The following is a 13,452-nucleotide window of genomic DNA, read 5'->3' as shown; positions in this document are numbered from 1 at the left end:
GCAGTCCGCAGGCGCGAGCCACAGGGGGCCGCGAGTACCAAATCCCCCTTTGATGGGGTGGATTCGTAACGGAGAGGTGCTAAGGAATTTCCTTATTGGCTGAGTTTCCAGTCGCTTAGGACGCCCCCGAGCGCGCGCCAGCCCATCTGGTGGAGGGGGATCGGGCGAAGAGCACGGGAGCCCGATCTGCTGGCGCGGATGTTGGGAGAGGGGGGGCAACCGACTTCGAGGCCCTGCGGCTTCGCCCCACTGCCCCCGTTTCCATGGAAGTCCCCTCCGATCCCCAGGCGCAGTTCGCCCTCCTTGACCGAGAGCTCGGCACGACCTCGGCCGCCGAGATCGTCGACCTCGTGCGGTCGATGGAGGACCAGCTCGCCGAGTTCTACAGCGCCCGCGAGGTCGCCGACGAGAATGGCTCTCCGGAGCAGTACGCCCGCGTCACCCGGGAGCTGTACGCCTTCTACCTCGACCGCGACCGCATGAAGGACCGCTACGGGGTCGGGTCGAGCGAGGAGCTGGTCGAACTCATCGACAGCATGGACGCACAGCTCTCGGCCCTCTACGAGGACGGCGCCGAGATGCAGACCGCGGCGGCCATCGCAGAGAAGACCACTCGCGAGGCCACCAAAGCGACGCGCTCCGTCGAGCGGCTCCACTCGGAGCTGGGCACGGACACGCCCGAGGACGTGCTCGCTCTGGTCAAGTCGATGGAGGACCAGCTCGTCGAGTTGTACCAGGACCGCGAGACCACCGAGCGCATCCTGTCGGCCGACGAGAACGCCGACACGTTCACTCAACTGCAGGCGCTCTACGCGCGCATCGAGACGGTCCAGCGAGACCTCGGCGTTCCCTCCATCGAGGACGCGGTCGACCTCGTCCGCTCGATGGAGGAGCAACTGGCCGAGCTCTACAAGGAGCGCGAGGCCGTCGAGGCCCGCGTCGATGACGAGGACGGGCCGAGCGCGGCGGCGTTCGAGCGCGAGCTCGGGGTCGGCGGGCTGGGCGAGGCCGCGGCGCTCATCGGCTCGATGGAGGCGCAGCTCGCCGACCTGTACAAGGAGCGCGAGGCCCTGGGCGAGCACGGCATCGCCGACGTCGAGGAGGCCCTCGAGATGATCGAGAACATGAAGGAGCAGCTCTCTGAGCTGTACCGCGACCGCGAGGCGACCACGCGGGCGCTGGAGATGGCCGAGACCGGCGACCCGGTCCAGCAACTCCAGCAGCTCTACGCCAAGCTGGACGTGCTCCGCACCGAACTGGGCGTCGAGGACCCCGAGGGCGCCGTAGAGCTCGTCCGCTCGATGGAAGACCAGCTGTCCGAGCTCTACGAGGACCGCATCGCGCTGAGCGAGGCCGGCGTGGGCTCGGCCAAGGAGATCCTCGAAGTGATGGGGTCGATGGAGGACCAGCTCAAGTCGCTCTATACCGACCTCGAAGCGATGTCCAGGGCGGGCTTCGACGACCCGGCCTCGGCGCTGGAGGTGATCTCCAGCCTGGAGCAGCAGGTCGTGGACCTGTACCAGGAGAAGGAGGCCGCCCTCGCCGCCCGCAACCGTCTCGTCGACGAGGGCACCGTCCCCGACGACGCCGTCGAGAGCCTCGACCTGATCGCGGCTGAGGTGGAGAAGGCCCACGCCTTCAGCGGCGCCCTCTCGGACATGCGCCGGTCGCTGCAGACCGTGCTCGGCGAACTGGAGGCCGCCCGCGAACTCGAAGACGAGCTCCGTACCTACGAGTCCCGCCTCGCGGGCATGGAAGCCGAAGCGACCGCCAAGGCGACCGCCAAGCTCTCCGCGGGTCGCTCGCTCGTCGCCACCATCCAGAACCTCCAGGGGCAGCTCGACGCCCTCTACCAGGAGAAGCGCCGCATGGCCGACGCCGGTGTCGCCGACGCTGACGAGGCCGTCTACCTGATCGGCAACCTGAAGCGCCAGCTCGGCGAGCTCTACGGCGAGAAGCAGCGCCTCGTCGCTGCCGGTCTCTCGGACCCCGAGGAGCTGCTCGACCTCGTCCAGTCGATGGAGGAGCAACTCGGCGAGCTCTACAAGGAGAAGGCCGAGAGCGAGAACGCCACGACCGTGCTGGAGCGCGAACTGGGCGTCGGCGACCCCGAGGCGGTCGTCGAACTCGTCCGCACCCTTCGGGGCCAGCTGGAGACCTTCCACGCGCAGGCCCCGGCCACGGCCACCACGGCCTCCGAGGCCGCCCTCTACGCCAGCGACGACGACATCGCGACGCTGGACGCGCTCGACGAGCACCCCGACGCGAGCCGCCTCGCGAGCCTGCCGTTCGCGGCCGTCGCCCTCGACGACCACGGTGTGATCGTCGCGATCCACGAGCCCGACGACGAGCTCGGCGGCCTCGACGACGCGACGGTCGTCGGCCAGGGCTTCTTCTCGGACGTCGCGCCCTCGACCAACAACCGCCTGTTCTACGGTCGCTTCAAGCGCGGCCTGTTCGCCGGGCACATCGACACGGCCTTCCCCTACACGTTCCTGCGTGGGGAGGACTCCGAAAACCTCGTCGTCCAGATCCACCGCGCCGAAGGAGCCCAGCATTCCTGGATCCTGCTCCGTCGCGCCTGACCCCGAGCCGGCGGCTCAGTTGCGCCCTCGGGGCGCTCGTTTCCCTCGCTATTCAGTCCCCCGCTCAACACCCCCCCAGCCATGAGCTTCGTCAACGGAACCCTCGCCAAGCTGCCCACCATGTCGCCCGAGGAGCTCAACGCCCTCGACTTCGGCGTCGTCAAGGTGGATGACACCGGCACGGTCGAGTTCTACAACACCTACGAGAGTCAGCTCGCCGGCGTCGCCCCCGAGGCGGCCCGCGGCCGCAACTTCTTCACCCAGGTCGCTCCGTGCTCCAACAGCCGCCTGTTCTACGGCCGCTTCAAGCAGGGCATCGCCCGGGGAGACCTCGCCGCCGAGTTCGTGTACACCTTCACGTACAAGATGCGGCCCACCCTCGTGCGTGTGATCATGCACAAGGACGACGGGGGCTCCAACTGGGTCCTCATCAAGAAGCGGTAGTCGACGCGTGAGCGGACGGACGGCGCGGCCCCGGCCGCGCCGGGGCCGTCCGGTTGACGCCCCTCGGACCCTTCCGCTCCTCTGATGTCTGCCTCCGACCGGTCGCTCCCCGCTGCACACGCGCGGTGGCGCGGCACGCTCCACGCCCTCTCGGGCGCCCCGGAGCCGCTGTTTGTCTTCGACGATGACGCGACGCCCGCGGCGTCGATCTGGACGGGCGCCCGCGCCTACGTCCGCGCCTTTCGCGAGGCCGGACTCGAACCGGGAGACCGCATCGTCCTCGGGCTGCCGCCGTCGGTGGCCTTCGTGCAGGCCCTCGTGGCTGCGCTGTGGGAGGGGCTGACCCTCGTTCCCGCGCCGCCGTCCGAGGCGGCCACGCTCCTCGACACGGTCGACGCGTCCGCCGCCGTGCTTGCTGCCGACGCCGGGCCTTCGGGTCACGCCTGGGTGCCCGACGATGTCGGCGGACCCCTCGGCATCCCGCAGCGGCGGTCCACCCGCCACGACGCGACCCCCGACGCCCGATTTCTGCTCCGGACCTCCGGGACGACGGGTGCTCCGACCTGGGTCGCGCTGTCCGATGCGGGGGTCTGGTCGGTGCTCGACAGCCACCGAGAGCCGCTCGCGCTCGACGGAGGCCGCGTGCTGTCTGTCCTGCCCTGGCACCATGCCTTCGGTCTCATCCTGGACCTCCTGCCCGCGCTGCTCTGGGCGGACGAACTGGTCCGCGATCCCCAGTCCGGCCGCGACCCGGAGGCGCTGATCGACCTCGCCTCGGCGTCCGAGTCGACCCACCTGTCGTGCGTACCGCTGACGCTGCGTCGGCTCGTAGGCCAGCCGGGCGGAGAGGACCTGCTCGCGCGACTACGCGGCGGCGTCGTGGGCGGGGCGCCGCTGGCAGCCGACCATGCGCAGGCGATGCGCGGTACCTCCCTGCGCGTCGGCTACGGGCAGACGGAGGCCTCACCGGGCATCGCGCTCGGTCGGCCGGGCCACGCCGAGCCCGGATTGCTCGGCCGCGAACTCGGCTGCCACGTCCGCACCGAGGCGGACGGGGTGCTCTCCTTCCGGGGAGCGAACGCCGCGCTGGGCATCTGGACGGCGGGTGAGGGGCTGACCCGCCTCGATCCCGACCGCTGGGTCCGCACCCAGGACCGCGTCGAGCGGCGCGGTGGGGACCTCTACTTCCGCGGCCGCACCGGCGACGCCTTCAAGCTCGACAACGGGCGCTTCGTGCGCGCGGGCGAGGTGGAGGCCACGCTACGCGACTTCCCCGGCGTCCTCGACGCCGTCGTTTCGACGCCCGACGGGACAGCGCTGGCCCTCGACCTGCTAACGGACGGACGGCCCCCGGTCCGCGCCCGCGTCGCCGATGCCCTCGGACCCCATGCGCGCCGCCTCGGCGCCATCCGACCCCACACTGCCTCTGCCTGGCCGATGCTCGCCAAGGGCACGCCGGACCGTTCCTCTCTCCTCCAGATCTCTCCGCTCCCGCCCGCCATGACGACCCCACATCTGACCCTCGGCCCCGACCGCCCCCTCGACGTCCGCCGCCTGGAGCGGACCGCCCGCGAGGCGAGCCCGACCGTCGCCCTATCGGACGCCGCCCAGACGGGCATGCGCCGCTCGAAGGCCGCTCTCGACACCGTCATCCGCCGAGGCGACGCGGTGTACGGGCTGACGACCGGGTTCGGCCCCCACGTCGCGCACGGGGCGACCGGCGACGCCATCGGCAGCAACCTGACGGCCCACCTCGCGGCGGGGTGGGGGGCGCCCGCCTCGGCCGAGGTCGCCAGGGCCACCGTCCTCGTCCGTGCGCAGCAGATCGCGCAGGGGCACTCGGGCGTCGCGCCGGAGGTGGTGGAGGCGTACCTCGCCGTTCTCCACGCCGGGCTGGTGCCGTACGTGCCGTGCATCGGCTCGGTCGGTGCCAGTGGCGACCTCACCCCCCTCGCCCACGTCGCCCGCCTGCTGACGGGGGAGGGCTGGGCGCTCGACCCGGCGACAGGGGACCGGGTGCCCGCCCGTGAGGCGCTCGCCGCTGCGGGCCTGGAGCCGCTGCCGCTCTCGGGCCGTGAGGCGCTCGGCCTCGTCAACGGGACCGCCTTCATGACGGCGACCCTCGCCCTCGCCGTCGCCCGGGCGGAGCGCCTGCTGTCGCGCACCGAACGGCTCGTCGGCTGGGCGTATCGCATGCTGGGGTGCCGCCGCGCCGCGCTGGACGCTCGCCTTCATGACGCCCGCGGCCACGCCGGGCAGGCGCGCAGCGCCGCCGCCATCCGCGCCGAGATCGAGCGGGGGACCGAGACCGAGGATCGGAGCCGTCCGCTCCAGGAAGTCTACGTCCTCCGGTGCGCCCCTCAGATCCTCGGCGCCTGCCGGGACAGCCTCGCCTTCGCGCGCCAGACGGTCGAGACGGAGATGAACGGCGTCTCCGACAACCCGGTCGTGGTCGCCGACCCGCGCCCCGAGGCGCTCCACGGGGGCAACTTCCAGGGCCAGCAGATCGCTTTCGCCGCCGACACGCTCAACGCCGCGATCGTCCAGGCAGCCGTCTTCGCCGAGCGCCTGCTCGACGCCCTGACCGACCCCAAGCGCGGCGTGGTCGAGGCGCCGCTGCTGCTGGCCTACGAGCCCGGCCCGACGAGTGGACTCGCGGGCGCCCAGATGACTGCGACGGCGCTGGTCGCTGAGATGCGGCACCATGCCCAGATGGCGTCCACCTCGTCGATCCCGACCAACGCAGGCAATCAGGACATCGTCTCGATGGGCACGCTCGCCGCGCGGACGGCGCTCGGGCAGGCCGAGCGGCTCGCGCCGGTGCTGGCGACCGTCGGCATCGCGCTGGCTCAGCTCTCGTTCCTCCGCGCTGAAGGCCGTGCCCCCGGCTCGCGCGTCCCGCTGCCGATGTGGATGCCGCCCTTCGAGGGGCTGCGCGCCGACCGTCCCCTGTTCGACGACATCGCTCGCGTTGCCGCGATCTGGGAGGCCCCCTACGACGCCAGCCGCACCGTGCCGACGGTCCGCTCGGCCGCCCGGTCCGTTGGCGGCGACGGGGTGAGCACGTCCGGCCTCGTCCCGGTGGTCATGAACGAGGCCTGGGACCCGTGGTCGGCGCACCGGGAGCTGATGCGGCAGGCCGTCCGGGTCGGCTGACGCGTTCTGCCTCGCTCCGCCTCGGCACCGAGGCGGATGGCGCTGGGCCGACGATTCTTGGATTCGGGGCCAACGGCGGGGCCGAATGCTCGGATCTTGGGGAGACTGTCCCCCCGGCTCTGCCCCATGTCCGTCTCGCTCGCCAAAGACAAGATCAAGGTCCTCCTGCTGGAGGGCATCCACAAGACCGCCGTCGAGGCCTTCGAGGCGGCCGGATACCGGAACGTCGACCGGCGGAGCGGGACCGTGGACGCGCGGGAACTGCTGGACCTCGTCCACGACGTCCACTTCCTCGGCATCCGCTCGCGGACCCAGCTGACGGCCGACGTGTTCGCGGCGGCCGAGCGGCTGGTCGGCGTCGGGGCGTTCTGCATCGGGACCAACCAGATCGACCTCGCGGCGGCGGCGGCGCACGGCGTGGCGGTGTTCAACGCGCCGTTCTCCAACACGCGCTCGGTGGCCGAGCTGGTGCTCGCTGAGGCCATCCTGCTGCTGCGTGGCGTGCCCGAGAAGAACGCCAAGGCGCACCGTGGCGAGTGGGCGAAGAGCGTCGGCACGAGCCGCGAGATTCGGGGCAAGACGCTCGGCATCGTCGGTTATGGCAACATCGGCAAGCAGCTCTCGGTGCTGGCGGAAGGCCTCGGCATGCGGGTCCTCTTCCACGACACCGCCGACGTGCTGCCGCTCGGCAACGCCCAGCCGGTGCTCCACCTGGACGAGCTGCTGACGAAGTCCGACGTGGTGTCGCTCCACGTGCCGGACACGCCCCAGACGCACGGCCTCTTCGCCGCGCCCCAGATCTCGCTCATGAAGGAGGACGCCGTCCTCATCAACGCCTCGCGCGGATCGGTCGTGGACCTGGAGGCTCTCGCGGCGGCCCTCGACGGCGGGATGCTGGCGGGTGCCGCGGTGGACGTGTACCCGACCGAGCCAAAGTCCAACGACGAGCCCTTCGCGAGCCCGCTGCAGGGCGTCGACCGGGCGCTGCTGACGCCGCACATCGGCGGGTCGACCATCGAGGCGCAGCAGAACATCGGCGCGGAGGTGGCGGGCAAGCTGATCCGCTACAGCGACAACGGCAGCACGATGACCGCCGTCAACGTGCCCGAGGTGGCGCTGCCGCCGCACCCCGGCGCCCACCGGATCCTCCACCTCCACCGCAACGTGCCCGGCGTGATGGCGGCCGTCAACCGCGTGTTCTCCGACCTCGGCGTCAACGTGGAAGCGCAGTTCCTCCAGACGCGCGGCGAGCTGGGCTACGTGGTCACCGACGTGGGCCGGGGCTCGTCGGCAGAGGCGCTGGCGGCGCTCCAGTCCGTCCACGGCACCATCCGGACGCGCGTGCTCTACTGAGCCGTCTCCCCGAACCGGGGGAGGCCCGGTCCCGGGCGTCGGGATAGGTTCGAGGGGGTACAGCCTCCGGACCGATGCGCCTCCTCCTGCTCCTCCTCGCCGTTCTCCTCGCTGCCGGAGAACCGGACGCGCAGGCCCTCGTGCAGGACCCCGCCTCGGGGCTGTGGGGCGTGCAGGCCGAGGATGGAACGTGGCTCACGGCGCCCACCTACGACGCCGTCGAGCGTCCGTGGACCGACCGGGAAACCGGCGACGTGTACGTTCGCGTCCACGCCGAAGGGGGGATGGGGCTCCTCCGGAACGGTCGGCTGATCCTGCCGACGCGGTTCGAGACGATCGGCTCGGAGCCCACCTTCCAGTGGCAGCCACACCTCTTCTTCCTCGCCGCCCCGCGCATCCTCGCAGAGACGCCCGAGGGCACGAAGGGCCTGTACCTGTTGGACGGCACGGAGGTCATGGCGCCCGTCCACGAGGACATCGACCCGGCCGGGATCTACGTCCGCGTCTACGTCGGCCCGTTCGAGACCCACCTGTACACCCTCGACGGCGAGCGAGTGGGGGAGGAGGTCTACGCGACGGTCTCGTATGCCTGCGCCGAGACCGGCGCCGCGACGCCGCAGACCTCCACCACGCCGGACGGCGTCTACGCCCCGGACCGCGACGTGCTGGTCGTCCGCCGGACGCGCGGCGCGCAGGTGGAGCTGCTCCGGGCCTCCGACCGCGTCCCGGTGACGCGCGACCGCTTCGATGGGGTGAGCACGATGGCGGGCGTCATCGCGACGGTGCGTCGGCGCGGAGAGCGTCGGGACGTGTCGCTGATAGGGTACGACGGCAGGGTGCGGCTGGCGGGACCCTTCGACGAGGCACGCTCGCTCGCGCAGCCGATGCCGACGCGGTACGTCGCCGTCCGCCGTGGCGACCGCTGGCGCGTCGCCGACATCGAGGCGGGAACGCTGTCCGAGGCGGCGGTCGAAGACATTGGCTCCCCGCGGCCCTTCGCCCCGGAGAGCCCCGAGCGGACGTTCTTCCTGGCCCGAGAGGGCGGCCTGTGGGGTGCCATCGACCCGACCGGCGCGTGGCTGATTCCCCCGTCGTACGATACCCTCAGCGCCTACCGCCCCACCTCGCACACGCTGGCGGCCCGGCGAGGCGACGAGACCGTGCGGCTCCCCGTCGGCGAACCGGAGGAAGGAGGCGAGTAGCTTGCCGATCCACCCCGCCTCGGTCATGTCTCGGATCGTCCCGCTCCTCTTCGCCCTGCTCCTCTCGGCCGCCGCGACGGCCCAGCCGTCCGACGCCGACCGCCTCCGCGGCTACGCCGAGGCCGACGGGGTCACGTTCGTGTTCGATGCGGCGCGCTACGGCCTCGACCCGGCCTTTGTCACCGTCACCGGCCCGTTCCGCGGCTGGACGACCGACATGGAGGATCCCGCCTGGGCGCTCACCGAGGCGGACGGCGTGTGGACGCTCGCGGTCGACCCCGACGCGGTGGGGCTCGGGCCCGCGACGCCCTTCAAGTTTCGTGCGGATGGCCGCTGGCTGGACCCGGCGCCCGGTGCGGAGAATGTGGCGGGGGGCAACCTGATCTACCGGTTCGGCGAGGTGCCCATCCGCGTGGTCGCCGAGCTCCGGAGCGAGGACGCGGTGTGGGTGCGCGTGGAAGGAGGCGAACGGCCGCTCGCGGTGGACGCCTACACGCTGGAGCGGTGGGACGGGCGTACGATCCCCCTGCACGGCGTCGTGCCGAACGAGGCCGAGACCGCGACGCTCCGCTCGGCGTGGCAGCTCGACACGCAACAGGTCCACTACCTGACGGCTCAGGTGGACGGCCAGCCGGTCCGCGCGCGGGTCCGCTTCGACGGTCTCTGGCGCGACATGATGCCGATCTGGCCCGCCGACAAGCCCGCGATGGGTCCGGTCGTGGAGTTCCACCCTGGGACTGCGGAGGGCAGCGCCGCAGCCTATCGGCCCGACTCCTGGTCCACGACCCTGCGCCTCTTCGCGCCCCGCGCCGACTCGGTGGTGGTCCACCTCTACGACGCGGCGACGGGGCCGGAGACGGCCCGGCATCGCCTGCGTGGTGGACGCGACGGCTGGTGGCTCACGCTCCAAGAGGATCTGCGTGGCACGTGGTATGACTACTCCGTCTATGGCCCCGACGGCCCCGGCTCGGCGTTCACCAACCAGACTGGCGAAACCGTCACCGACCCCTACGCACTCGTATCCGACGACTCGTGGGGCCGCGCCCGCATCTGGCGAGACGACTTCGAGCCACCCGCGCCCGTGGCCGGTGGCCGCCCGCCGATGGAGGCCGTCGTCGCTTACGAGGTCCACCTGCAGGACTTCACCGATGCGTTGCCGCTGGCGGATGGCGTCGGCCCGCTGGAGGGCTTCATCGCGTCTGGTCTCCGCAACGAGCGGGGAGAGGCCATCGGGTTCGACCACGTGGTCGGCCTCGGCGTCAACACGGTCCACCTGATGCCGGTCCAGGAGTTCTTGCACTACCCGGACGCCGAGTGGCAAGCCGCCTTCGCCGACGACCCGCTCATGATCGAGCAGGGCATCGCCGACGAGAACTACCAGTGGGGCTACCGGACCACGCACGCCTTCGCCATCGAGTCGCGCTTCCGGAGTGAGGGCGACGAGCCCGGACGCGAGCGTGAGCGGCTGCGCGACCTGGTGGATGCGTTCCACCGTGAGGGCATCGCCGTCGTCGTGGACGTGGTATTCAACCACACTGGCGAGAACATGGAGGGCGACGAGCGCTACTTCACCTTCAACGGCATCGACAAGTGGTACGCCTACCGCCTGGACGACGACGGCAACCACATCGGCGCGTTCGGCAACGAGGTCAAGTCCGAGAACCGGCCCTACATGCAGCGCTGGTTGCTCGACCAGCTCCGCCACCTCGTCGATACGTTCGGCATCGACGGCTTCCGGATCGACCTGGCCGGGCAGACCGACGAGCAGACGCTCCGCTGGCTCCAGGCCGAGCTGGGCGACGACGTGCTGATCTACGGCGAGCCCTGGATCGCGAGCAACGACCCCGACTACGAGGCCAACCCGTCGTGGGACTGGTACAAGGAAGACTCCCCGATCACCTTCTTCCAAGACGACGCCCGCAACGCCTTCAAGGGCACGCCTCTCGACGACCCGACGCCCGCGCCCGCCAGCCGCGGCTTCTCCGGCGGCAACCCCGCCATGCGCGATGCCGCGCTCCAGGGCGTCGCCAACGCCTACGCCGAGGAGGCCACGCCCAACGGCGGCATCAACTACCTCGACATCCACGACAACTGGGCGCTCGCGGACCGCTTCGCGGCGTGCCAGGCCGGCGACTGCCGCTGGGACGGACGGCAGGGCGTCCGCGACGCCGAGATGCGGATCGCGGCGACGCTGCTGCTGACGAGCCTCGGCCCGGTCGTGCTGCACGGCGGGACCGAGTTCGCCAAGTCGAAGGGCCTCGCGCCGCTCGCCGAGGAGTGGGGCGGCGAACTCCGCCTCGACGCCATGCCGCTCGCGCCGATCTACCTGAAGGGCCGCGGCGACACCTACAACCTGCGCGCCGCCAACGCCTACGACTGGTCCCAGGTCGGTGCCGACACGCCCGTCGACCGCGCTGCCATGCTCGACTGGTGGCGCGGCCTGCTGGCCCTGCGCGCATCCGAGCACGGCGACGTGTTCCGCGTCGGCACCGAGGTGCCCGAGGGGTGGGTGCAGCCCTTCTACGGGGAGGACGACCGAGTGCTCGCGTATCTGGTCGGTGGACGCGTCCTCGTCGGCATCAACGGAAGCGAGGAGCGGGTCGAACTCCCGGTCGATCTGCCCGGTGAGAGATGGCGCTATGTCGCTCTCGCCGATGAGATGGGAGGGATGATCACGCCCGACTCGGAGATCGCGGATGTCGATCCGGTGTTTAGATCAGAGCCGGTCCTCGTGATCCCTCCGAAGGGCGTCTCGATCCTCGTCCGCGACTGACCCCGCCTCGGCACCGAGGCGGGGCGTGCGAGACCGCAGCGGGCGCTACCCCGAGACCGTGATCGTGATCGTGGTGCCGCCGGAGGTCGTGATGACGACGGTCACGCGCCACCCGTTGGTCTCCTGCGTGCCGGTGAAGCCGTTGCGCCCCGCACGGAGCTCGGGCATCTGGAAGGCCCGGCCCGGTCCATCACCCGTGCCGAGGCGGAGCGAGCGGACGTCCCGCATCGCCGGGAGGTCGGCGCGGGCCGAGAACGTGCCGTCGCCGCTGTCGCGCAGACGGAGTTCGTGGTCCTTGTCTCCATCGGTCAGCGAGAGCAGGATCTGGCGGGCCTCGATCTCGGTGTCGGCTTTGAGGGTGACCGTCGCAGGCCCAGAGGTCCCGTCGTCGTAGGCGACCTCGATCTGGGCCTCGCCGAAGTCGGGTTGGCCCCGCTGTGCCTGGGCAGGGAGGGAGAGGAGGAGGGCAGCTAGGAGGCCGAGCAAGGAACGAGTGAAGGTCATGGACAGGGGAGTGGGGTTGAGGAACGAAGGCACACTCCCTTCGCCAGGTCTCTCTGCGTAGGGTCATGGCGGAGTCGGCCGGTCGCAAAGAAACCGGGCCCACGGGTGGCCCGTCCCGAAAGCGCTTCCGATCTTGCCCGTCCCTCTTCCGACTTCCCGATGTCTCACATCCCCAAGGTCCCGGCGTACGAGATCGCGACCGTCAACTTCCAGCGCGCCGCCGACCTGATCGACCTGTCCCCCGAGTGGCGGACGCTCATCCGGACTCCGTTCCGCGAGATGAAGGTCGAGGTGCCGCTCTACCGCGAGGACGGCTCGTTTACGACGTTCAGCGGCTACCGCATCCAGCACAACGGGGCACGCGGACCCTTCAAGGGTGGCATCCGCTTCTCGTCGTTAGTGGACGAGCAGGAGGTCAAGGCGCTCGCCGAGACGATGACTTACAAGACGGCCCTCGTCGACATCCCGTTCGGCGGCGGCAAGGGCGGCGTGAACGTGGACCCGCCGCAGCTCACCGAGCGCGAGCTGGAGCACGTCACGCGGCGCTACATCAGCCGCATCCACCTGATCCTCGGTCCCAACCGCGACGTGCCCGCGCCCGACATGGGCACCAACGCCCAGACGATGGCGTGGATCGTGGACCAGTACGGCCGCCAGCACGGCTACAACCCGGCCGTGGTGACCGGCAAGCCGCTCGAACTCGGGGGCAGCCAGGGCCGCGCGCAGGCGACCGGCCGCGGCGTCATGCTGACGACTCTCGCTGCCGCCAAGGACCACCTCGGGATGGCGCCCGAGGATCTGCGGGTCGTGGTACAGGGCTTCGGCAACGTGGGGATGAACGCGGCGCTGCTGCTCGCCGAGCGCGGCGCGACCATCGTCGCGATCAGCGACCACACCGGCGGCTACCACCGCACCGAAGGCATCGACCTGGACGCCGCCGTGGCCCACGTCCAGCGCGAGGGCGGCGACCGGACCCTCCGCGGCTTCACCGGCGGCGACGCCGTCGGCGCAGACGATTTCATGGGCCTCGACTGCGACGTGCTCATCCCGGCGGCCATCGAGGCGGCCATCCACTCCGACAACGTGGAGTCGGTCCAGGCCCGGCTCATCGTGGAGGGCGCCAACCTGCCCGTCACGCCCAAGGCCGACCAGCGCCTCGCCGAGCGTGGCGTCATCATCGTGCCGGACATCCTGGCCAACGCGGGCGGCGTGATCGTGAGCTACTTCGAGTGGAGCCAGAACTTCCAGCAGTACCGCTGGAGCGTCGAGGACGTCAACGAGCGCCTGGAGCGGATCCTGATCAAGGCGTACCACGACACCGCCGAGAAGCAGGCGGTGCTCGGCTGCACCATGCGCGAGGCGGCGTTCGCACTCGCCATCGGGCGCGTCCAGACCGCCGAGAAGTTGCGCGGCGCGCTGTAGCGACGCCTCGCCC

At 71.1% G+C, this 13,452-nt stretch carries 8 protein-coding genes; 7 read left to right on the top strand and 1 reads right to left on the bottom strand.

Annotation, left to right across the window (positions count from 1 at the left end; all coding sequences use genetic code 11):
- Window positions 1-263 precede the first annotated feature (263 nt).
- The 6 genes from B1759_RS02330 (at window position 264) to B1759_RS02305 (ending at window position 11,513) form a co-directional block, all read left to right on the top strand.
- Complete coding sequence (locus B1759_RS02330; RefSeq protein WP_095513428.1) at window positions 264-2,585, top strand: hypothetical protein; 2,322 nt, start codon at window positions 264-266, stop codon at window positions 2,583-2,585.
- 81 nt (window positions 2,586-2,666) lie between these two features.
- A complete protein-coding gene (locus B1759_RS02325) occupies window positions 2,667-3,029 on the top strand; it encodes a PAS domain-containing protein (protein WP_095513427.1) in 363 nt (120 codons plus the stop codon).
- 84 nt (window positions 3,030-3,113) lie between these two features.
- Window positions 3,114-6,185: an aromatic amino acid lyase gene (locus B1759_RS02320; protein WP_095513426.1), complete on the top strand. Its 3,072-nt coding sequence runs from the start codon at window positions 3,114-3,116 to the stop codon at window positions 6,183-6,185.
- 126 nt (window positions 6,186-6,311) lie between these two features.
- Window positions 6,312-7,538 carry a phosphoglycerate dehydrogenase gene (gene serA / locus B1759_RS02315; protein ID WP_095513425.1) on the top strand — a complete coding sequence of 409 codons (1,227 nt, stop codon included), beginning with the start codon at window positions 6,312-6,314 and terminating at the stop codon, window positions 7,536-7,538.
- Window positions 7,539-7,612: 74 nt separating this feature from the next.
- Window positions 7,613-8,740, top strand: coding sequence for a WG repeat-containing protein (locus tag B1759_RS02310; RefSeq protein WP_095513424.1), 1,128 nt, complete (start codon window positions 7,613-7,615; stop codon window positions 8,738-8,740).
- A 25-nt stretch (window positions 8,741-8,765) separates the two neighbouring features.
- The gene (locus B1759_RS02305) at window positions 8,766-11,513 is read left to right on the top strand and encodes an alpha-amylase family glycosyl hydrolase (protein ID WP_095513423.1); all 2,748 of its coding nucleotides are present in this window, start codon (window positions 8,766-8,768) and stop codon (window positions 11,511-11,513) included.
- 45 nt (window positions 11,514-11,558) lie between these two features.
- Here the strand turns inward: B1759_RS02305 and B1759_RS02300 are convergent, their stop codons facing one another.
- Window positions 11,559-12,017, bottom strand: a complete 459-nt coding sequence (locus B1759_RS02300; protein ID WP_143537241.1) for a hypothetical protein — start codon at window positions 12,015-12,017, stop codon at window positions 11,559-11,561.
- A gap of 159 nt (window positions 12,018-12,176) precedes the next feature.
- Here B1759_RS02300 and B1759_RS02295 point away from each other — a divergent pair, with 159 nt between their 5' ends.
- Entirely contained in the window at window positions 12,177-13,439 is a 1,263-nt protein-coding gene (locus tag B1759_RS02295; protein WP_095513421.1) for a Glu/Leu/Phe/Val dehydrogenase, read from the top strand.
- Window positions 13,440-13,452 lie beyond the last annotated feature (13 nt).

The sequence above is a fragment of the Rubrivirga sp. SAORIC476 genome, assembly GCF_002283555.1.
GTDB lineage: Bacteria > Bacteroidota > Rhodothermia > Rhodothermales > Rubricoccaceae > Rubrivirga.
This window is presented reverse-complemented; position numbering and strand designations above follow the sequence as displayed.